This window comes from Pseudalgibacter alginicilyticus (assembly GCF_001310225.1).
GTDB classification, from domain to species: domain Bacteria; phylum Bacteroidota; class Bacteroidia; order Flavobacteriales; family Flavobacteriaceae; genus Pseudalgibacter; species Pseudalgibacter alginicilyticus.
In genome coordinates, this window is sequence record NZ_CP012898.1 from 198,028 (window position 1) to 218,369 (window position 20,342).

The window sequence follows — 20,342 nt, forward strand, 5'->3', positions numbered from 1 at the left end:
TATACTATTAGTTTTTTAAAGCTTGGTAATAGATAACTAAATAATTCTATTTAAAAATTGCGAGGAAACTATTTCAGCTTTCTTGGTTTTAGAATAGTCATAAAAACCTTCTCCTGATTTTATGCCTAATTTTCCAGATTTCACCATATTGATAAGCAGTGGGCAAGGAGCATATTTTGGGTTTTTAAAACCATCGTGCATAACATTTAATATAGATAGGCAAACATCTAATCCTATTAAATCGGCTAATTGCAGTGGTCCCATAGGGTGTGCCATGCCTAATTTCATAACCGTATCAATTTCATATACACCCGCCACACCATTTTCTAAGGTGTCTATGGACTCATTAATCATAGGCATTAGAATGCGATTAGCCACAAAACCTGGAGCATCATTAACTTCAACAGGAATTTTGTTCAATTTTTTAGATAAATCCATGATGCTTTTTGTTATAACATCACTGGTTTTGGAGCCTCTTATTACTTCAACTAATTTCATGATGGGCACAGGATTCATAAAATGCATTCCAATTACTTTGTCTGCTCTGTTTGTTGCGGCTCCAATTTTAGTGATGGAAATGGAAGAAGTGTTACTTGCTAAAATAGTTTCAGAAGGACAAGCTTCATCTAATTGTTTAAAAATATTCAGTTTTAAATCAATATCTTCTGTAGCTGCTTCAACGACCAAATCAGCTTGTTTTACAGATTCGGATAAGTTTGATGATGTGATAATGTTTGAAAGAGTTTGAAGTTTTATTTCTTCGGAAATAGTTTCTTTTGAAACCATTCTGTCTAAGTTTTTAGAAATGATAGCAAGTCCATTTTTGAGTGTACCCTCACTAATATCTATTAGTTGTACTTTAAAACCATTTTGGGCAAAAGTATGGGCTATGCCGTTTCCCATAGTGCCAGCACCTATAACAGCAATGTTTTTCATATTTTAGATTCTTTTCATTTCCAAATGGCAGGAAATATTTGATTTATGATTTTCTAAAAAAAAGGAAACAGGGTATGTTCAATACTTCTAAAAAAGTCAAAACATTTGCAAATTTTAAAATAAAAATTATTGTAAGTATAATTTCGCCAGAAATCATTATTGCACTATGCCAATAATACATCCTTGCTCCCCATTATATCTATATTTTTTTAGCATTTATTTTTTCTGCATAATTTTTAGCGATGAGTATTTGTAATATAGTTGATGACATTACTTTGTTATTAGTACCTCATACACCTTGTAATGACTTTTTAAAAACATTCAATAATTTGCGTAGCAACTCGTAATGCTTCTGTACCATCATGTAGTGTTACTATTGGCATTTTATTATTATTGATAGCATCTGCAAATGTTTCTAATTCGTCTAAAATAGAATTATTATCGGCTACTTTTGGATTATCAAAATAAATTTGTTTTTTAACACCTTCAGCATTTTGAAGTACCATATCAAAATCTCCTGGATTTTCTGGAGCATCTTTCATTTTTACGACTTCACATTTTTTAGTGAGAAAATCTACAGATATATAGGCATCTTTTTGAAAGAAACGTGCTTTACGCATTTTTTTTAGAGAAATTCTACTAGCCGTTAAATTCGCAACGCAGCCGTTTTCAAATTCTAAACGCGCATTGGCAATATCGGGGGTATCACTAATAACAGCAACACCACTAGCAGAAATAGTTTTAACTTTAGATTTTACAATACTTAATATAATATCAATATCATGAATCATTAAATCTAAAACAACAGGAACATCAGTACCACGAGGGTTAAATTCTGCCAATCGATGCGTTTCAATAAACATGGGCGATTTAATATCGTTTTTTACAGCTAAAAAAGCAGGGTTAAAACGCTCTACATGCCCAACTTGACCCCGTAAATTATTTTTAGCTAAAAGTTCTCTAATGTGCTCAGCTTCTTCAACTGTATTGGTAATAGGTTTTTCAATAAAAATATGTTTACCTTTTGAAATAGCCATTTTTGCACACTCGTAATGAGAAAGTGTAGGTGTAACAATATCTACCACATCCACAGCATCAATAAGCGCTTCAATAGAATCAAAATATTTATACCCCAATTCAGCTTCTACTTTTTTTGCATTGCTTATATCGGCATCATAAAAACCAACTAAATCATATTTTTCAGATTGCTTAAGAAGTCTTAAATGAATTTTTCCTAAGTGCCCAGCACCAAGTACACCAGCTTTTAACATACTATATAACGTTTTGAACAAAAATAAGATATTTAAAGTACGAATTCCATATATTTTCAACTAAATTTTAATCATTTTTCATTAGAAATAAAAAAATGAATAAACCCTTTTATCCTAAAAATGTTTGATTATTTTTAGGCTTAAATAAACCGCACTATCATTGAAAGATACATTTAAACACAAGGGCATGCGACAGCAGTTGGTTACTGTTTTAGTAACCAAAGGAATAAAGAATGAAAAGGTTTTGAGAGCCATTGCTAAAATACCAAGACATTTATTTATGGATTCGAGTTTTTTGGATCATGCATACCAAGATAAAGCGTTTCCTATTGCGGCAGATCAAACCATTTCTCAACCTTACACTGTCGCTTTTCAAACGGAACTGTTACAAGTCAAAAAAGATGACAAAGTATTAGAAATAGGTACAGGTAGTGGTTATCAAACAGCTGTTTTGTGTGAGCTTGGAGCTAAGGTGTTTAGTATTGAGCGTCAACAAGAATTATTTAAAAAAACGAGTAAATTTTTACCGCAATTAGGTTATCGTGCTAAAAAACTAATTTTTGGTGATGGCTACAAAGGATTAAAAGAAGAAGCACCATTTGATAGTATAATTGTAACAGCGGGCGCACCTTTTGTGCCAAAACCATTATTAAGTCAACTAAAAATAGGAGGTAGATTGGTTATTCCTGTGGGTGAGGATGTTCAAATTATGACGCTTTTTATTAGAAATGGCGCAAAAGAATTTGAACAGCATGAGTTTGGTGAGTTTAGATTTGTACCCTTGCTAGAGGATAAAAATTAAAATTAGTTTCAATTTATTGCTTTAGCCTGTAGATTTAACTTTGGAGTAAAGCAGTATTTAGGGGTTTAGTTTTGTGAAACTTTATAAAAAACTAATAACTACTATAGGTGTTAGTTTGTTCTTTTGGTAAGTAGACGTTTGGAATTGGAGAGTCTGGAGTTTCTAAATTCCAAAAAACATTTACAATCCACCATCTTTCTTCATCATTTACAAGCTGGAAGCTATGAATACCTCTCATAAAAGGTTCTTCGTCTGTATGGCTATAATAGGCTTCGTAAGTACTAAAAACGTGGGCAATATTTCCAAAAGTATTAATAGTTCGAGAGATTTCTTTTTCAAAAAAGCCTTGTTCTTTTAGCCATGCTTCTGATTTTTTTATATAATCAGCGGGTGATAAATAACTTACTAAATGAAAGCCTTCGCTATTTTTTCCAGATGGTATGAGTTTGGCGTTAGGTTGAAACAAGTATTTAAATAAGGTCCAATTTCTTTTAGCTCCTTTTTCTCCAGATATTACGGCGTAAAAAGTTTCTAAAGTACTATCCAATGTCTTTACTCTGTCTGAATAATCTATCATTGGCTCGTTGCTAGTTTTTTGAGCTTGTATAGATATTATTGTAAAACATAAAATGAATATAGAAACAAATTTTTTCATCTGTATAAATTAAAATTTAGAAATTAATCAAATTTAAAATTAGTCACAATTATTATAATTCAAAGTATTAAATTAGTTGTAACTTTTTTTTATTCTATCCAAATCGCGCTTATTATCACGGTCTTTTATAGTTTCTCGTTTGTCAAATAGTTTTTTCCCCTTAGCAAGAGCAATATCCATTTTTGCATAACCTTTATCGTTTATAAACAAGCGTAATGGCACAATAGTTAATCCGCTAGCCTGCACTTCTTTTAAAAGTTTTTTTAGCTCTCTTTTATTTAAAAGTAGTTTTCTTTCTGCTTTAGGGCGGTGATTATAATAATTGCCAAAGGCATATTCTTCAATAGTAGCGTTAATTACAAAAAGTTCACCTTTTTCATTAAACTCACAAAAGCTTTCAGCAATAGAAGCCTTACTGCTTCTTATAGATTTAATTTCAGTACCTGTTAGTACAATACCCGCTGTGTACTTATCTAATATTTCGTATGAGAAGCGTGCTTTTTTGTTTAGTATGTTGACTCTTTTTTGCATGAAGCACAAAATTACATAATTTTAAGTTGTTATATTTTTTAAAAGCGTTTTTTTGAATAAAAATTAATTAATTATATCTGTCAATATTTAAACCATAATATCAGTTTATAATATTTCTTTTTCTATGGATTTCTCATAAACATTTGTATTTTTGATTTTCTGTTTAAAATGAAAAATTCAATTAAATAATATGAATTCATACGATGTAGCCGTTATAGGCTCGGGCCCAGGAGGGTATGTTGCAGCTATACGTTGCGCACAATTAGGAATGAAAACTGCCATTATTGAAAAATATAGCACCCTTGGCGGCACGTGTTTAAATGTTGGATGTATTCCAAGTAAAGCGCTTTTAGATTCGTCGCATCATTATGAAGATGCAGTAAAGCATTTTGAAGAACATGGTATTGATATCCCTGGAGATATAAAGGTTAATCTTGAAAAAATGATTTCAAGAAAACAAGCCGTAGTAGATCAAACTACTGGTGGTATTGATTTTTTAATGAAGAAAAACAATATTGATGTATATCAAGGGTTAGGTGCTTTTAAAGATGCGACTCACATTACAATTACGGGTGAGGAAACTACAGAAATTGAAGCGAAAAACACGATTATAGCTACAGGAAGTAAACCTTCAAGTTTACCTTTTATCAATATTGATAAAGAACGTATTATAACTTCTACCGAAGCTTTAAAACTAAAAGAAATTCCTAAACACTTAATTGTTATAGGAGGCGGTGTAATCGGTTTGGAATTAGGGCAGGTTTATAAGCGATTAGGTGCTGATGTTTCTGTTGTGGAATTTATGGATAGAATCATTCCAACTATGGATGCTGGTTTATCTAAAGAGTTGAATAAAGTTTTAAAGAAGCAAAAATTTAAAATAAATATTTCTCATAAAGTAAAATCTGTTGAGCGTGTTGGAGATCAAGTTATTGTAAAAGCAGACAACAAAAAAGGAGAAGAAATAGAGTTCAAAGGCGATTACTGTTTGGTTTCTGTAGGTCGTAAGCCATACACAGACGGTTTAAATGCGGATGCAGCAGGTGTAAAACTAACAGACAGAGGGCAAATAGAAGTTAATGAGCATTTACAAACATCTGCATCTAATATTTATGCTATTGGTGATGTGGTTAAGGGGGCTATGTTAGCTCATAAAGCAGAAGAAGAAGGGGTATTTGTTGCAGAAATCTTGGCAGGACAAAAACCTCATATAGATTATAATTTAATTCCAGGTGTGGTTTATACTTGGCCTGAAGTGGCAGCAGTAGGTAAAACTGAAGAACAGCTAAAAGAGTCTGGTATAGATTACAAAGTTGGATCTTTTCCAATGCGTGCTTTAGGAAGAAGTAGAGCAAGTATGGATTTAGATGGTTTTGTTAAAATTTTAGCGGATAAAACAACTGATGAAATTTTAGGGGTTCATATGATTGGAGCACGTGCAGCAGATATGATTGCCGAAGCGGTTGTAGCTATGGAATACCGTGCATCTGCAGAAGATGTGTCTCGTATGAGTCATGCTCACCCAACATTTACAGAGGCTATTAAAGAAGCAGCTTTAGCGGCTACAGACGATAGAGCGTTACATATCTAATACCATCCTCCTGCTATTGCAGGGATGGTTATATTATAAAAGCGAATCTTAACTAAATTAGTTGGGTTCGCTTTTTTAGTTTACTAATTCATTTTTAGTTACTATATATAAATTATTAGAATATGTAGGCAAGAAGCGTATATCTGTATTTTAAAATTAGTTTGAATTAGGAATTAATATGTGTTTGTAGAGTTTCATGATTATCATGTTAAGTTGAACCTTTTCTCTATCAAATTTCTTCTTTTTATTTTTAGAAAATAAGACCGTGAATCCTTTAAAATAATATTATTTTTATTTTATCATTTATTTGTGACCTTTTAAAAAAGGTTGTGTCTTAGAAATGAGAAGTAACTAAGCTATTATTTGAAAACCCTCAACAACATAGATTATAAATCTGATGAAGATTTGGTTAGGGACATTGTGAAAACCAATGACACCTTGCTTTTTGAAGAGTTGTATGATAGATACGCTATGTTGGTATATAATAAATGTTACGGTTTTGCTAAAGATTCTGATGAAGCTAAAGACTTAACCCAAGATGTTTTTTTGAAGCTATTTGTTAAACTGGCAAGTTTTAAAGAAAAATCCAAATTCTCAACATGGTTATATGCCTTTACCTATAATCATTGTGTAAATTATGTAACGAGAAACACTGCTAAAAAATTTGAAAAGCAGTCAGTTGACTATACAGATATTGAAAACCTTTCAGAAGATGATGATGACGATCATTCCTTTCTTGAAATGAAAGTAGATAAGTTAAAAATCGCTTTAGATATGATTTCTCCTGATGAAAAAATGATACTGCTGTTAAAATACCAAGATTTACTTTCAATAAAAGAAATTGAAGATGTTTTATCAATTGGAGAAAGTGCCGTGAAAATGAGAATTAAACGTGCTAAAGATAAGCTTAAAGCCGTATATAATAATAACCTTAACTAATGGATAATCCGTTTAAAGATATAAATAAGCCTCTTAAGGAAGTTCCACAAGAACTTAAGGCTAAGGTTATGCATGATATTGCTGTTGCTAAATTGCTTATGGAGTTAGCAGCTTTGTTTTCATATAATATTGGAGATTTAATAGAATCTGTAATGAAACAAAGAAAAAACACAAATAATCACCCAAATAATAAAATTTAATTAAAAATGGAACAAGCAGCAAGATGGAAAGAAGTAGCTATGGAATCTTTAACTAACATGTGGTTTGAAATCACTAAAATATTCCCCAATATTATAGGAACTATCATTGTTTTATTAGTTGGATGGTTAGTAACAAAGTTGATTGTTAAGATTGTGAAAAAAGCCTTAAAACTAGCTCGTGCAAATAAATTAGATGACGCAATAAATGAAATAGAAATAATTGAAGGGAAAAAGCTAAATTTTGATACCATTAAAATAATATCAAATTTTGTTAAGTGGATCATGTATATCATGTTAATAATAATGGCTTCAGATATCATGCACCTCACCATGATATCAGAACAAATTAGTAACCTTTTAGCTTATTTACCACAATTATTTGCTGCTTTAGTCATATTTACTATTGGATTAATTTTAGCAAATTTAGTTAAAAAAGGGTTGAAATCTTTTTTTGAATCTATGGATTTGTCGGGAGCTAAAATCATAAGTCAAATAGTATTCTTTTTAATTTTAGTATTTGTTTCTATTACAGCATTAAACCAAGCAGGCGTTGATACTCAAATTATTACAAGTAATGTTACCATGATATTAGCAGCATTGTTATTGGCATTTTCTATTGCTTTTGGTTTTGGTGCTCAGAAAGTAGTGGGTGATTTATTAAGAACTTTTTATGCCAGAAAAACATATGAGATTGGGCAGGTTATAGAATTTAATAATATTAAAGGTGAGGTTATTGCTATTGACAGCATCGTGGTAACATTAAAAACAGCTGAAGGAAAATTAGTAGTTCCAATTAAAGATATTGTAGAGAGTCAGATAAAAATAAGGGATTGACTTTAAGGTTAGGGATTAATTTGGTTGGTTATTTCCAATCCTATTTTAAGAAGCTCTTTACATGCCCTTTCATTTAAATGAAAGGGCTTTTTTTGTTTTGATTTATGTTTATTACAGTAAAAAATCATAACTTCGAAAAACAAATAATTAAAAATATCACATGCGTTTACCAAATCTTATTTTATTACTTTTAATTTTAGGATTTAAAAATAATATATTCTCCCAAACAGATATTCCTGAAGGATTTCAGTTGGTTTATTTACAGGATTTTGAATCGCCTCAAGCTGTTCGAGATTTTGAAATGACTGATTCAAAAGCTTGGAGAATAAGTGAAACTGACATAGGGAGGTCTTTTGAACTTTTTGGAAAAAGTGATTATAAAGCAAGTGTGCGTTCGCCTTTTAATATTGCTATTATTAAAGATTTAATAGTGGGTGATTTTATTTTGGAAGCAGATTTAAATCAAACAGGTAAAGAATATGGACATAGAGATTTGTGCTTGTTTTTTGGAGTCAATAATCCTACTAATTTTTATTATACCCATATAGCAAGTGTGGCTGATGACCATGCTAATAATATATTTTTAGTGAATGATGAACCCAGAGTTAAAATAGCTACAAAAACGACTAAAACAAACGATTGGGGTACAACAGAATCTTGGCACAAAGTTAGGGTAGAACGTTATACAGCATCAGGGAGTATTAAAGTTTATTTTGATAATATGAAAATTCCCATAATGGAAGCTGTAGATATACATTTTCTTGAAGGTATGATTGGTATAGGGTCATTTGATGATACTGGCAAATTTGATAATATTAAAATTTGGTCTAATAAAGTAATAGATAAGAATGTTGGTTTTTTTCGTTGAAATTAGTTTAGTCACCTAAATAAAAAGTTGATTATCTCATTAACTCAAAAAATACGTATTACTATTAAAAATTACTTCCGTTTATTTCGTTTATTATAATTTTTATCGCCTCTGGTTTTGGGTTTTTTATATTTTGCCGCGATTTTAAATTTGTATGAACCTCCTAAATTTTCTTTGGAATTTTTTTCAGATTTTTCATGAAAAGCAGGACCTGGAGCATCCTCATCTTTTCGTTTTGTAGGATTGTTACGTTCCTTTACTTGTGGACGTTCTTCTTCAATAAGTTCATTGGAAATTTCAACTTCTTCAAGAAAATCCATTACGGGAATGGTCATTTTCATTAAGCTTTCTATTTTTTCAATAGCCTCTTCTTCTTTGCCAGTAGAAAAAATAAGTGCTTCGCCTTTGCGTTCTGCACGACCTGTTCTTCCAATTCGGTGCATATAGTTTTCAGGATATTCAGGTGTGTCAAAATTAATAACATGACTCACATTATCAATATCTAAACCACGTGCCATCACGTCTGTGGCTACTAAAATACGGTTATCCCCATTTCTAAATTGCTCAATACTTCGTAATCTGTAATTTTGTGTTTTATTGGAGTGAATGACGCACAATTCTTCTTTAAAATGTTCGTCTAAATTTTCAAATAAACGATCAGCCATTTTTTTATAGGCTACAAAAATCAATACTTTGTTGAAGGTTTCGGTATCGTGCAATAAATGGATTAATAAATTTACTTTGGTATAAAAATTAGGCACTTTATAACGTTGCTGGGCAATGTTTTCCAATGGCGTACCCGAAACAGCTATAGAAACACGCTCTGGACTTTTAAAAAAATCATTAATGAGTAAATCTACATCTTGAGTCATGGTAGCCGAAAACATGATATTTTGTCGTTTTTCAGGAAGGATGTCAAAAATGTTAATCAACTGGTGTCTAAAACCCAAATCTAACATCACATCCACTTCATCTATGACTAATTTTTGTATGGATTTAAGTTGTAAAACGCGGCTAAGAGCTAAATCATATAAGCGTCCTGGTGTAGCCACTAATATGTCAACACCTTCAGCGATGGCTTGTTTTTGAGTATTTATGTTTGTGCCACCGTACACTCCTAAAACACGATTATTAATATATTTTGAAAGTTTTTCAATTTCTTCCACTACCTGTACTACCAATTCTCGAGTTGGTACCAACACCAAAACACGCGGAGTTTCCTGTTTGGAAAATGGAAGGTTTTTTAAAATAGGTAGCATATAGGCAAAGGTTTTTCCCGTTCCTGTTTGCGCAATACCAACCATATCTTTACCAGAGGCTACCACATTAAAAGCTTCTGCCTGAATAGGCGTAGGGGTTGTGTAGCCTAAATCGTGTAAGGCGTTGTAAAGCGGTGTGTTTAAATTAAGGTCTTGAAAAGTCACAATATGCTATTTAGCTGGCAAAGTTAAGCTTATTAATTTGTTTACACTAAATGACTATTATGTATTTTAATGTTATAAGCCGCTTTAAATGTTTTATTTGCTATTAAAGGTATGATGCCTTCCTTTTCTGTTAGGTTTTGATTAGTACTCTCATTATCGGCAATACCTAGCCAAGGTTCAATGCAAACATAGTCACCCGTAGGTTTTGCCCAAATCCCTAAATACGTAAAATCCGGATAGCTAACCGATAGGATATCGCCATTTTTATTGCTTTTTAAGGTGATTTTTTTAGATTTTAAATCTTTGAATACCAGTGCATCTTCATTAAATAAGTCGTGTTTAAGTTGAATAGTATTTGAATTATTAAATATGGGTTTTGTTTGAGAAAGAATTAAACCGTTTTCTAAATTAATAAGATGTGTTTTTGAATTTTCAATATGTTCAAACTCCAAAATATAATCGTCATAACTTTCATTTTCAAATACTGGACATTTAAAAGCTGGGTGCCCTCCAACCGAAAAATACATGGTTTTGATATCTATGTTTTTTATAGTATGTAGTATTTCAATGGAATTATCAGTCAAAGTATACGTAATGTAAAATTCAAATTTAAATGGATAAGCTCTTAATGTTGTTTTGCTTGAAGTTAATTTAAAAGTCAAACTGTTAGCGGTTTGTTTGTGAAGCAGAATATCTTTATTATTTCTAATAAAGCCATGTTTTGGAAGTGTGTATTTTTCATTTTCAAAAAAATACGCACCATTTTTTAAAGCTCCTATTATCGGGAATAAATTGGGTGCATACCCAGCCCAAATATTTGGATTTGCATTCCACATAAAATCTGTGTTGTTTTTTACAGAAGAAATTTCACAAAGTTCGGCACCTGCATTTTTTACTGAAATTTTGAGTTTGTTGTTTTCTAGTGTGTGCATAAAGTATCAGATAATTTAAAGTAATGTACAAAATACTTAAATTTTTAAGGAAACTAATTAACTTTGCTCGATAATCTTTTTTATTGAGAACAAAACAAATTTACATACCAAAATCTGTATCAGTATTTAAAAATCAATTATTGGTTTGGGCTCAGCAATTTGAAGAGGTACTTTGGTTAGATTCTAATAACTACCAGCAAAAATATTCAAATTTTGATGCTGTTTTGGCTGTAGATGCTTTTACCTGTATTCAAACCGATTTTTATGATGGTTTTGGAAAACTAAAGGAATATCAAACCAACATAAACGATTGGGTTTTTGGCTATTTAACTTATGATTTAAAAAATGATGTAGAACTTTTAGAATCTACTAATTTTGATGGTTTAGAGTTTCCTGACTTGTATTTTTTTCAACCTAAAAAACTGTTTTTAATAAAAGGCGATTCCGTTGAAATTCAATATCTAAATTATGTTGATGACGAAATTGAGTTTGATTTAAAAGATATTCAAAAATCAAATAATTTAAAAACCCACGATTCTAAAAAACTTATCAAGGTAAAATTGAGCATCCATAAAGATGAATATTTTGAAAAAGTAAATAATCTATTGGAGCATATTCATAGAGGCGATATTTATGAAGCTAATTTTTGTCAGGAATTTTATGCTGAGAATACAGAAATTCCCCCTTTAGAAACTTATCAAAAATTAAATGATATTTCAAAACCCCCATTTGCTACTTTTTTAAAATGTGGTGATAAATACGTATTATCAGCATCTCCTGAGCGTTATTTAAAAAAGGAAAAGAACACTATTATTTCGCAGCCTATAAAGGGCACAGCAAAACGTTCTGAGGATTTAGAAGAAGATAAATTGTTAAAAATCAATTTGTTTAATGATGAAAAAGAACGTAGTGAAAATATAATGATTGTCGATTTGGTGAGAAACGATTTGTCTAAAACAGCTGTAAAAGGTAGTGTAGAAGTGGAAGAACTCTGTAAAATTTACACGTTTGACCAAGTGCATCAAATGATTTCCACAGTAGTTTCAAAAGTTGAACTGCATACACATCCTGTTGACATTGTTAAAAGTACATTTCCAATGGGAAGTATGACAGGTGCACCAAAAATTTCAGCCATGAAAATAATTGAAGACTTAGAAGAAACCAAACGCGGACTATATTCTGGAGCCATTGGGTATTTTTCGCCCGAAAACGACTTCGATTTTAGTGTGGTTATCCGAAGTATTTTATACAATAGCACAAAAAAATATGTATCCTATTCCGTAGGTGGAGCCATTACAGCAAAAAGTGACCCACTTAAAGAATATGAAGAGTGTTTGGTTAAGGCTAAAGCCATGCGTCAGGTTTTAGAAAATTAGTTTACATGGTCATTAAAGTTTTTTTTAATTTCGTCAAAAATAAGTTCTATTCGCTTGATTTCAATCGTTTTTATTTGTGAAATCTCTTCAAAACTTAATTTCCCAAAAACATATAGATCCACAATATTTGAAACATTTAAAGGCAGCCAACTATATAAGTTTCCCAATGCTTTTTTTGAGTTGTCTAAGGTTAAATCTTGTTTGTTAAAAGCATTTAAAATAGAACTATTATTGTCGTCGTATAAAAAGAGATGCTGGTGTTTATTGTGTTGTTTGTATGATATATCATTTAGTTCTTCCGTCATAATATAGTCTAAGTCATCGTCAATAGTATAATTTTCTTCTAAATCATCTAATTCTTCTTGTAAAATAGAAGTAGTGCTCATTGTTTTATTATGAAAAGCTTCTTTTTTAAAAAGCGTATATAAATCGGCATCTACAATTTTAAATAGTTTAAGTTTTATATCTGAAGTATCGTTGTCTATATTATATCCATTTTCAAATAATTTTATAATACTTTCGTCAATAATACCATTGGAAGTGTACATGTTTTTAGGTAAAATTTTCATAGACTCTCCAATATATATTCTATGCTTAACGTAGGGATGTAAATGATGCGTAGCTGAAATCACTTTTTTATTAAAAGCAGTTTGAGTGGCTTTGTCGTTTAATTTTTCTAAAGAATTCATATATCAATCATTTAAAATTAACCCTTAAAAGGTACTAAATTTTACAATTTTAAACCAAAATAAATGTTATTTTAAATAGTATTTAACAGTCTTTTTTCAAAAGGCATTATTGTATATTTGACCTATGTTTTTACAATTTCAACAGCATATAAATTCGCACTTATCATTCTTGAAAGAACATAAAATTTTAATTGCTATTTCAGGAGGTAAGGATAGTGTGGTATTAACTCATTTATGTCATAAATTAAAATTGAATATATCGTTAGTTCACTGTAATTTTAATTTGAGAGGAATAGAAAGTGATGGTGATGAAGAATTTGTTTTGCAATTGGCAGAAGATTTAGATTTAGAAGTATTTATTGAAAGTTTTGATACAGAGACATATGCTAAAGAACAAAAATTATCTATTCAGTTAGCTTGCCGTGAGTTGCGTTATCATTGGTTTGCCGAATTGGCAGAACAGTTAAAGTTTGACTATGTTTTAACGGCGCATCATGCTGATGATAATTTGGAAACTTTTTTAATAAATTTTATTAGAGGCACTGGTTTAGAAGGGTTAACGGGGATTCCAGAAGTTAATGGTTTGTTTGTTAGACCAATTTTGTCTTTTTCTAGCGAAGATATTAATAGCTTTGCAAAAGCTAATCAAATAAAGTGGCGGGATGACAGTAGTAACGCTTCTAAAAAATACTTGCGTAATAAATTAAGGCATGATATTATTCCTATTTTAAAGGAAATGAATCCGCGCTTATTACAAAGTTTTCAAAACACGCAAAATAACCTAAAAGAATCAACAGAAATCGTTAAAGAACGTATGGATGATTTTTTAGCCAAAGCAATAGTAAGCATTGATGAAAATGAAGTGAAATTTAATATTTCAGAATTTAAAAAATTGAAGAATCCAAAGCCTTACTTATACGAATCTCTTAAAGAATTTGGTTTTACGCAGTGGGGGGATATTTTAAATTTATTAGATGCGGAAACAGGGAAGCAAGTGTTTTCTGAAAATTATAGACTGATAAAAAACAGAGCGCACTTATTGTTAAGTGAAATTGCGAAAAGTGTAAATAAGTCAATGTTAATTTCTGAAAAAGACAAGCAAATTCAAACCCCTTTTGGTACCTTGTTCTTTGATGAAAATGATGAGAGTCCAAATGATGTGTTTTCTGAAAGGCAAAACAATGTTATTTTTGTTGATAAAAATCAATTAAAATATCCATTAACCATAAGAAAATATGAAGAAGGTGATGTATTTTATCCATTTGGTATGATTGGAAAAAAGAAGTTAAGCAAATACTTTAAAGATGAAAAGTTATCGCTTTTAGATAAAGAAAAAGTATGGGTGCTTTGTTCTGGAAATGATATTGTATGGGTTGTTAATAGGCGAGCTGATAACCGGTTTAAAGTTACAAAAAACACCAAAAATATTCTAAAAATAGCACTTAAATAGCACTGTTTACTCAAGGGGTCTGCTTCAAGAGCGGTTGAGAGGAGTATCTCATTACGATAAATTAAAAACACCATTTTGAAATTACAAGGACAAATAGTAGATATACAACACAAACGCATTTATAAAGGTGAAATTACCTTTGAAAATGGAAAAATAATATCGATTGACAAAAAACAGCATGATATTAGTAACTACATACTCCCTGGTTTTATTGATGCTCATATTCATATTGAAAGTTCCATGTTGGTGCCTAGTGAATTTGCTAAATTAGCTGTAAAATATGGTACTGTTGCAACGGTTTCTGACCCGCATGAAATAGCAAATGTTTTGGGTGTTATGGGTGTTGAGTTTATGGTAGAAAACGGTAAAAAAGTACCTTTTAAATTCAATTTTGGAGCTCCATCTTGCGTACCTGCAACTCATTTTGAATCGGCTGGTGCTGTGATAGATTCTGATGATATAAAAAAACTTCTTGAAAACCCAGATATTAAGTATCTCGCAGAGATGATGAACTACCCAGGTGTTTTATTTGATGATGCTGCTGTTTTGAAAAAAATAGCTTGGGCAAATTATTATAATAAACCTATCGACGGACATGCGCCAGGGATAAAAGGTAACGATATTTCCAAATATATTGATGCAGGAATATCTACAGATCATGAGTGTTTTACCTATGAAGAAGCTTTAGAAAAACTTCAAAAGGGTATGAAAATATTAATAAGAGAAGGGAGTGCGGCTAAAAATTTTGAAGCATTAATAGATTTATTACCAAAATATTTTGAAAACATGATGTTTTGTAGTGATGACAAGCATCCTGATGATTTGCTGATTGGTCATATCAACCAACTTTGTTCTCGAGCGGTATCTAAAGGGATAGATGTGTTTAAGGTGTTGCAAGTAGCATGTATAAATCCAGTAAGTCATTATAATTTAGATGTTGGTTTGTTAAAAATAAATGACGATGCAGATTTCATTGTTGTCGAAGATTTAAAAGATTTTAATACCCTTCAAACTTATATTAATGGCGAGTTGGTTTTTGATAAAGGAATTTCTTTAATAGAGACTATTTCGTTTAAAAACTTGAATAATTTTAATTGTAATACGAAAGAGGTGTCGGATTTTAAAATAGCATCTTCAACTCAAAAAATCCGAGTTATTGAAGCTTTGGAAGGCCAATTAGTAACAAATGAACTTGTAGAAGAGGCCTTAATTGAAAATGGAAATTTGGTATCCAATGTAGAAAAAGATATTTTGAAAATAACGGTTGTTAATCGCTATCAAAATCAAAAACCTGCGATGGCTTTTATTAAAAATTTTGGGTTAAAAGAAGGTGCTATTGCGTCGTCAGTTGGTCATGATTCTCATAATATTATTGCTGTTGGCGTTTCAGATGAAGCTATTTGTAAGGCTGTGAATTTAATCATAGAAAATAAGGGAGGTATTTGTGCGGTTTCCAATTTTAAAGAAAAAATTGTCTCGCTTCCTGTGGCTGGTATTATGAGTGATAAAAATGGGGGAATTATTGGAAAGCAATATGCTGAACTTGATGATATGGCAAAGCAGATGGGATCCAATTTACACGCTCCATTTATGACCCTGTCATTTATGGCATTATTAGTTATTCCTACACTTAAATTGAGTGATAAAGGTTTGTTTAATGGAAGCGATTTTAAATTTATACCTCTAGAAGTTTAGTGAGAATTATTATTATGATTTAAGATAATAAATAAAGCCTACCATTAGTAAACTATGATATTTGAATTTAAAATATCAACAGACTGTGATAGAAAATTATGAAATATGCCAATATTAGAACCTAGTTATTCACCGCGATTTTACTTTAAAAACGGATTTGTGTCAACTGTATATTCTGGTTTAGTTCGGCGTGTTGAACTCATACAGGAACGAGAACGTATTACTTTAAATGATGGCGATTTTTTAGATTTAGATTGGAGTTTTTCTGAAGAAAAAACAAATAAACTTATCATTTTATTACATGGTTTAGAAGGGAATGGACAACGCCCTTACATGAAAGGAGCAGCAAAATTATTTAACAACAATAATAGTGATGCAGTTTGTGTTAATTTTAGAGGTTGTAGTGGTGAAGATAACTTGAAATTTAGAAGTTATCATTCTGGTGCTACAGAAGATTTAGAAGCTGTAATACAACATGCTATTTTTGAAAAAAAATATACTGAAATTTACTTAAAAGGGATCAGTTTAGGTGCTAATATTATTTTGAAATATTTAGGAGAAAGGCATGATATTCCTAAAGAAGTTAAGGCTGCAATTGCGGTTTCTGTACCTTGTTATTTGGCAGGTTCAGCAAAAGAATTGCATACATTTAAAAATAAATTATACCATGATCGATTTTTAAAACATTTAGTAAAAAGATTAAAAATTAAACAAGAGCGGTTTCAAGATTTATTGAGTTTAGAAGCGTTAAATTCTATAAAGATATTGGCAGATTTTGATAATGTATACACTTCAAAAGCACATGGTTTTAAAGATGCACAAGACTATTATGAAAAAAGTAGTTGTTTACAGTTTCTACCAAATATTCAAACACCATCACTAATTATTAATGCGCTAAACGATTCGTTTTTATCTCCCGAATGTTACCCAGTAAAAGAAGCAAAAAGCAATCCAAACCTTTTTTTAGAAATGCCTAAGCAAGGTGGGCATTCAGGTTTTGTAGATAGAAAAAATGTCTATTACAATGAAAAACGAGCTTTGGAGTTTGTGACTTCAATATAACTTAGTTGTTGTGTAAAGGTTTGTGCTTTTATTGGAAGTTGAGTCTTGAATAGATATACCATCAATTAATTCGGTTTTATTCATTTGTTGCAGAGTGGTTTATGAAGTTAATTCATCTCCATTAATGATTTTTTTGTTGACTATGTAAATGTAACTGTTGAAATAAAAAGTATGGCAATAAATAATAACATTTCCATTATGTTTATTTTATAATGAATTAAACCAGTACGTTTTGAGTATGTTGTTTTAATTATTATAATATTTTTAATAAAAAAATATTATAATAATTAAAATTATGTTAAAAAATTATTAATACCTAAAATCGACTTCGTTTTTTTCTATTTTAAACAACTAAATATAAATAATTTTTAAAAAAAATAACCATGCCAACCTTTACTTTAAAAATTAATAACAAAATACATTCTGTTGAAGCAGATATGGACACTCCATTACTTTGGGTTTTAAGAGATCAAATAGACCTTGTAGGAACAAAATTTGGCTGTGGAATAGGACAATGTGGGGCTTGTACTGTTCATGTCGATGGCAATGCAATGCGGAGTTGTTTATTGCAAGTATCACAAGCAGTAGGCATGAATATAACAACCATCGAGGGTCTTTCTGAAGATGGAAAACACCCTGTTCAAGAAGCTTGGAAAGAAATTGATGTACCACAATGTGGTTATTGCCAAGCAGGACAAATTATGACAGCATCGGCTTTTTTAAATAGAAACCCAAATCCTAGCAATTCAGAAATTAGAAATGCTATGCACGGAAATATTTGTAGATGCGCCGCTTACAATAGTATAGAAAAAGCAGTAAAAGTAGCTGCTGATAAATTAAGTTAATTAAAAAAACACTTCTTAAAAATGGAAACAAAAAAACAAATTATATTTAGCAGAAGATCGTTTTTAAAAACATCAACTTTAGCCAGTGGCGGTATGCTTATAGGGTTTAATTTATTTAATGCTTGTAAATCGGATGTCGCACCACCAATAGATTTAAGTCAGTTAAATTATGATGATTTTAATGCATTTATAAAAATTTCATCAGAGGGTAAAGTCACAATATTTTCACCAAACCCTGAAATAGGTCAAGGGGTAAAAACATCAATGCCAATGATTATAGCCGAAGAATTGGATGTGCCTTGGAAAGATGTTTATGTGGTGCAAGCTCCTTTAGACACTAAAAATTACACACGCCAAGTAGCAGGAGGTAGTGGCTCTATACGAGCTTCATGGGAACCATTAAGACAAACAGGTGCAACGGCAAAGCAAATGTTAATTAAAGCAGCTGCTATAAGATGGGGAGTAGATGTAACAGAATGTAGTGCAACAGAAGGTGTTATAAGTAATGCTAAAGGAGAAAAATTAGGTTATGGTGATGTAGTTAAAGAAGCAGCGGTATTAGAAGTGCCAGAAAATATTACTTTAAAAGATCCCAAAGATTTTAAAATTATAGGAAAAGGAAAAGGGAATGTAGATATTGATAAAATTATTACAGGAAAGCCTTTGTTTGGTTTAGATTACAAAGAAGAAGGTATGTTATATGCCTGTGTGTTAAGACCGCCAGCATTTGGACAGATATTAGATTCTTATGATGATTCTATGGCAAGAAACATCCCAGGAGTAGTAGATGTTATAACCATTGGGGAAAAGGCTCGTGCCATCTTAAATGTTGAAAAACCGAATTGGTCTGCGCAAATGAGCAAAAGTGATAAGGTTGTAGTGTTAGCAAAAAACACTTGGGCGGCTATAAAAGGTAAAAAGGCTATTAAAGCTGTATGGAAAGTAAGTACTAAATTAGAAAGCACTGAAGATCATGATGTTATATTAAATGATTTGCTTAACGGCAATACCTTTGACAATCGAAGAAAAGATGGTGATGTTAAAAAGGCATTTGCTGAAGCAGATAAAGTCATTGAGCGCGTCTATGAAGCTCCTTTTTTACCGCATAATCCTATGGAACCTATGAACTTCTTTGCTAATGTAACGCCTGAAAAGGTGCACTTGGTTGGTCCGGTTCAAACACCGGAAGCAGCACAAAAAGTTGTTAGTGAGATGTTAAGACGAGATCTGGAGGATATTCATTTAGAAATGACTAGAATGGGTGGTGGTTTTGGCAGACGATTATATGGGGATTTTGTTTATGAAGCAGCCGAAATTTCCGCCAAGGCAAAGAAGCCTATAAAAATGATGTCTACACGGGAAGATGATATGACAACTGGTGTTTACAGACCTTCTACAAAGTACAAGTTTTCAGCATCTATTAAGGAAGGAAAAATAACAGGCTATCATTTAAAAGATGCGGCAGTAAACAACAACTTGTATAAACCAATTACAACCTTTTTTCCAGCAGGGTCTATTGAAAACTTTCAAGTAGATAGTGTTAACTACAAAAGCAATATAACTACAGGTGCTTGGAGAGCGCCTATTACTAATTTTTTAGCATTTGCAGAACAAAGTTTTTTTGATGAGCTTGCAGAAGAACTCGGAATAGATTGTGTGCAGTTGCGTATGGATTTAATGGAAAAAGCTAAACAAAATCCAGAGGCAAACATTAGTTATGAACCAGCACGTTTGCAGGATGTTTTAAAATTAGCTGCTGAAAAAGCGAACTGGGGGAATGTAGCTAAAAATGTTTACCAAGGAGTATCTGCGTATTATAGTCATGCCAGCTATGTAGCAGAAATAGCAGATGTTGTTATAGAAAATAAAGAACCAATTGTGAAGAGGGTAACTTGCGCTGTAGATTGTGGTATTGTAGTTAATCCTTTAGGTGCTATGAATCAGGCAAAAGGGGGGGTTATTGATGGTTTAGGCCATGCACTATATGCAGATTTTAGTATTAGTAATGGTATTCCTCAATCCAATAATTTTAATTCATATCAGCTTATTCGTATGGGGCAAACACCAAAAGTTGATGTGTATTTTGTAGAAAGTGATGTTAATCCAACAGGGCTTGGAGAGCCAACTTTACCTCCTATAGGCGCTGCTGTAGCAAATGCTATTTACAAGGCTACAGGGAAAAGACTTTATAAGCAACCTTTCATGAGCAATTTAATTTTAGATAAAGTCACAGGGTAATTTT

At 31.4% G+C, this 20,342-nt stretch carries 19 protein-coding genes; 12 read left to right on the forward strand and 7 right to left on the reverse strand.

Annotation, left to right across the window (positions count from 1 at the left end; translation table 11 throughout):
* Nucleotides 1-36 precede the first annotated feature (36 nt).
* On the reverse strand, nucleotides 37-936 hold the full coding sequence (locus APS56_RS00790) for a 3-hydroxyacyl-CoA dehydrogenase family protein (RefSeq protein ID WP_054723858.1): 900 nt from the start codon (nucleotides 934-936) through the stop codon (nucleotides 37-39).
* Between the two features lie 311 nt (nucleotides 937-1,247).
* Nucleotides 1,248-2,207 (reverse strand): Gfo/Idh/MocA family protein, encoded by a 960-nt coding sequence (locus tag APS56_RS00795; RefSeq protein ID WP_054723861.1) that lies wholly within the window; start codon nucleotides 2,205-2,207, stop codon nucleotides 1,248-1,250.
* Nucleotides 2,208-2,367: 160 nt separating this feature from the next.
* On the opposite strand from APS56_RS00795, the gene APS56_RS00800 reads away from it, so the two are divergent.
* Complete coding sequence (locus APS56_RS00800; RefSeq protein WP_054723863.1) at nucleotides 2,368-3,009, forward strand: protein-L-isoaspartate(D-aspartate) O-methyltransferase; 642 nt, start codon at nucleotides 2,368-2,370, stop codon at nucleotides 3,007-3,009.
* Between the two features lie 91 nt (nucleotides 3,010-3,100).
* Here the strand turns inward: APS56_RS00800 and APS56_RS00805 are convergent, their stop codons facing one another.
* Both APS56_RS00805 and smpB read right to left on the reverse strand, forming a co-directional pair.
* Nucleotides 3,101-3,664, reverse strand: coding sequence for a hypothetical protein (locus APS56_RS00805; protein WP_054723865.1), 564 nt, complete (start codon nucleotides 3,662-3,664; stop codon nucleotides 3,101-3,103).
* 72 nt (nucleotides 3,665-3,736) lie between these two features.
* Nucleotides 3,737-4,195 carry an SsrA-binding protein SmpB gene (smpB, locus tag APS56_RS00810; RefSeq protein ID WP_054723867.1) on the reverse strand — a complete coding sequence of 153 codons (459 nt, stop codon included), beginning with the start codon at nucleotides 4,193-4,195 and terminating at the stop codon, nucleotides 3,737-3,739.
* Between the two features lie 190 nt (nucleotides 4,196-4,385).
* Between smpB and lpdA the strand changes: the two genes are divergently transcribed.
* From lpdA to APS56_RS00835, 5 genes are all read left to right on the forward strand, one after another.
* Nucleotides 4,386-5,786: a dihydrolipoyl dehydrogenase gene (lpdA, locus tag APS56_RS00815; RefSeq protein WP_054723870.1), complete on the forward strand. Its 1,401-nt coding sequence runs from the start codon at nucleotides 4,386-4,388 to the stop codon at nucleotides 5,784-5,786.
* A gap of 363 nt (nucleotides 5,787-6,149) precedes the next feature.
* Nucleotides 6,150-6,725, forward strand: a complete 576-nt coding sequence (locus tag APS56_RS00820; RefSeq protein ID WP_054723872.1) for an RNA polymerase sigma factor — start codon at nucleotides 6,150-6,152, stop codon at nucleotides 6,723-6,725.
* The gene (locus APS56_RS00825) at nucleotides 6,725-6,925 is read left to right on the forward strand and encodes a hypothetical protein (RefSeq protein ID WP_054723874.1); all 201 of its coding nucleotides are present in this window, start codon (nucleotides 6,725-6,727) and stop codon (nucleotides 6,923-6,925) included. The genes APS56_RS00820 and APS56_RS00825 overlap by 1 nt, the downstream gene beginning before the upstream one ends.
* Nucleotides 6,926-6,931: 6 nt before the next feature.
* The gene (locus tag APS56_RS00830; RefSeq protein ID WP_054723876.1) at nucleotides 6,932-7,759 is read left to right on the forward strand and encodes a mechanosensitive ion channel family protein; all 828 of its coding nucleotides are present in this window, start codon (nucleotides 6,932-6,934) and stop codon (nucleotides 7,757-7,759) included.
* A gap of 160 nt (nucleotides 7,760-7,919) precedes the next feature.
* Nucleotides 7,920-8,627 (forward strand): hypothetical protein, encoded by a 708-nt coding sequence (locus tag APS56_RS00835; protein ID WP_054723878.1) that lies wholly within the window; start codon nucleotides 7,920-7,922, stop codon nucleotides 8,625-8,627.
* A 71-nt stretch (nucleotides 8,628-8,698) separates the two neighbouring features.
* On the opposite strand, the gene APS56_RS00840 is transcribed toward APS56_RS00835, so the two are convergent.
* Both APS56_RS00840 and APS56_RS00845 read right to left on the reverse strand, forming a co-directional pair.
* Nucleotides 8,699-10,051 carry a DEAD/DEAH box helicase gene (locus tag APS56_RS00840; protein ID WP_054723880.1) on the reverse strand — a complete coding sequence of 451 codons (1,353 nt, stop codon included), beginning with the start codon at nucleotides 10,049-10,051 and terminating at the stop codon, nucleotides 8,699-8,701.
* A 41-nt stretch (nucleotides 10,052-10,092) separates the two neighbouring features.
* A complete protein-coding gene (locus APS56_RS00845; RefSeq protein WP_054723883.1) occupies nucleotides 10,093-10,983 on the reverse strand; it encodes an aldose 1-epimerase family protein in 891 nt (296 codons plus the stop codon).
* An 83-nt stretch (nucleotides 10,984-11,066) separates the two neighbouring features.
* Between APS56_RS00845 and pabB the strand changes: the two genes are divergently transcribed.
* Nucleotides 11,067-12,359: an aminodeoxychorismate synthase component I gene (gene pabB / locus APS56_RS00850; RefSeq protein WP_054723885.1), complete on the forward strand. Its 1,293-nt coding sequence runs from the start codon at nucleotides 11,067-11,069 to the stop codon at nucleotides 12,357-12,359.
* On the opposite strand, the gene APS56_RS00855 is transcribed toward pabB, so the two are convergent.
* The gene (locus APS56_RS00855; RefSeq protein WP_054723887.1) at nucleotides 12,356-13,048 is read right to left on the reverse strand and encodes a hypothetical protein; all 693 of its coding nucleotides are present in this window, start codon (nucleotides 13,046-13,048) and stop codon (nucleotides 12,356-12,358) included. The two genes, pabB and APS56_RS00855, sit on opposite strands and share 4 nt — an antisense overlap.
* Nucleotides 13,049-13,172: 124 nt before the next feature.
* Here APS56_RS00855 and tilS point away from each other — a divergent pair, with 124 nt between their 5' ends.
* The 5 genes from tilS to APS56_RS00880 all read left to right on the forward strand — a co-directional run bounded on the left by tilS (nucleotide 13,173) and on the right by APS56_RS00880 (nucleotide 20,338).
* Nucleotides 13,173-14,498, forward strand: coding sequence for a tRNA lysidine(34) synthetase TilS (gene tilS, locus APS56_RS00860; protein ID WP_054723889.1), 1,326 nt, complete (start codon nucleotides 13,173-13,175; stop codon nucleotides 14,496-14,498).
* A gap of 75 nt (nucleotides 14,499-14,573) precedes the next feature.
* Entirely contained in the window at nucleotides 14,574-16,193 is a 1,620-nt protein-coding gene (ade, locus tag APS56_RS00865; protein ID WP_054723891.1) for an adenine deaminase, read from the forward strand.
* A gap of 105 nt (nucleotides 16,194-16,298) precedes the next feature.
* Nucleotides 16,299-17,255, forward strand: coding sequence for a YheT family hydrolase (locus APS56_RS00870; protein WP_054723893.1), 957 nt, complete (start codon nucleotides 16,299-16,301; stop codon nucleotides 17,253-17,255).
* 383 nt (nucleotides 17,256-17,638) lie between these two features.
* Nucleotides 17,639-18,100: a (2Fe-2S)-binding protein gene (locus APS56_RS00875; RefSeq protein ID WP_054723895.1), complete on the forward strand. Its 462-nt coding sequence runs from the start codon at nucleotides 17,639-17,641 to the stop codon at nucleotides 18,098-18,100.
* 21 nt (nucleotides 18,101-18,121) lie between these two features.
* Complete coding sequence (locus APS56_RS00880; protein WP_054723897.1) at nucleotides 18,122-20,338, forward strand: xanthine dehydrogenase family protein molybdopterin-binding subunit; 2,217 nt, start codon at nucleotides 18,122-18,124, stop codon at nucleotides 20,336-20,338.
* Nucleotides 20,339-20,342 lie beyond the last annotated feature (4 nt).

What these genes read in the sequence shown, in the direction of transcription:
- APS56_RS00790 (WP_054723858.1), bottom strand. Translation starts at nt 936, where the DNA reads ATGAAAAACATTGCTGTTATAGGTGCTGGCACTATGGGAAACGGCATA.
- APS56_RS00795 (WP_054723861.1), bottom strand. Translation starts at nt 2,207, where the DNA reads ATGTTAAAAGCTGGTGTACTTGGTGCTGGGCACTTAGGAAAAATTCAT.
- APS56_RS00805 (WP_054723865.1), bottom strand. Translation starts at nt 3,664, where the DNA reads ATGAAAAAATTTGTTTCTATATTCATTTTATGTTTTACAATAATATCT.
- smpB (WP_054723867.1), bottom strand. Translation starts at nt 4,195, where the DNA reads ATGCAAAAAAGAGTCAACATACTAAACAAAAAAGCACGCTTCTCATAC.
- lpdA (WP_054723870.1), top strand. Translation starts at nt 4,386, where the DNA reads ATGAATTCATACGATGTAGCCGTTATAGGCTCGGGCCCAGGAGGGTAT.
- APS56_RS00825 (WP_054723874.1), top strand. Translation starts at nt 6,725, where the DNA reads ATGGATAATCCGTTTAAAGATATAAATAAGCCTCTTAAGGAAGTTCCA.
- APS56_RS00830 (WP_054723876.1), top strand. Translation starts at nt 6,932, where the DNA reads ATGGAACAAGCAGCAAGATGGAAAGAAGTAGCTATGGAATCTTTAACT.
- APS56_RS00835 (WP_054723878.1), top strand. Translation starts at nt 7,920, where the DNA reads ATGCGTTTACCAAATCTTATTTTATTACTTTTAATTTTAGGATTTAAA.
- APS56_RS00845 (WP_054723883.1), bottom strand. Translation starts at nt 10,983, where the DNA reads ATGCACACACTAGAAAACAACAAACTCAAAATTTCAGTAAAAAATGCA.
- APS56_RS00855 (WP_054723887.1), bottom strand. Translation starts at nt 13,048, where the DNA reads ATGAATTCTTTAGAAAAATTAAACGACAAAGCCACTCAAACTGCTTTT.
- tilS (WP_054723889.1), top strand. Translation starts at nt 13,173, where the DNA reads ATGTTTTTACAATTTCAACAGCATATAAATTCGCACTTATCATTCTTG.
- APS56_RS00870 (WP_054723893.1), top strand. Translation starts at nt 16,299, where the DNA reads ATGCCAATATTAGAACCTAGTTATTCACCGCGATTTTACTTTAAAAAC.
- APS56_RS00875 (WP_054723895.1), top strand. Translation starts at nt 17,639, where the DNA reads ATGCCAACCTTTACTTTAAAAATTAATAACAAAATACATTCTGTTGAA.
- APS56_RS00880 (WP_054723897.1), top strand. Translation starts at nt 18,122, where the DNA reads ATGGAAACAAAAAAACAAATTATATTTAGCAGAAGATCGTTTTTAAAA.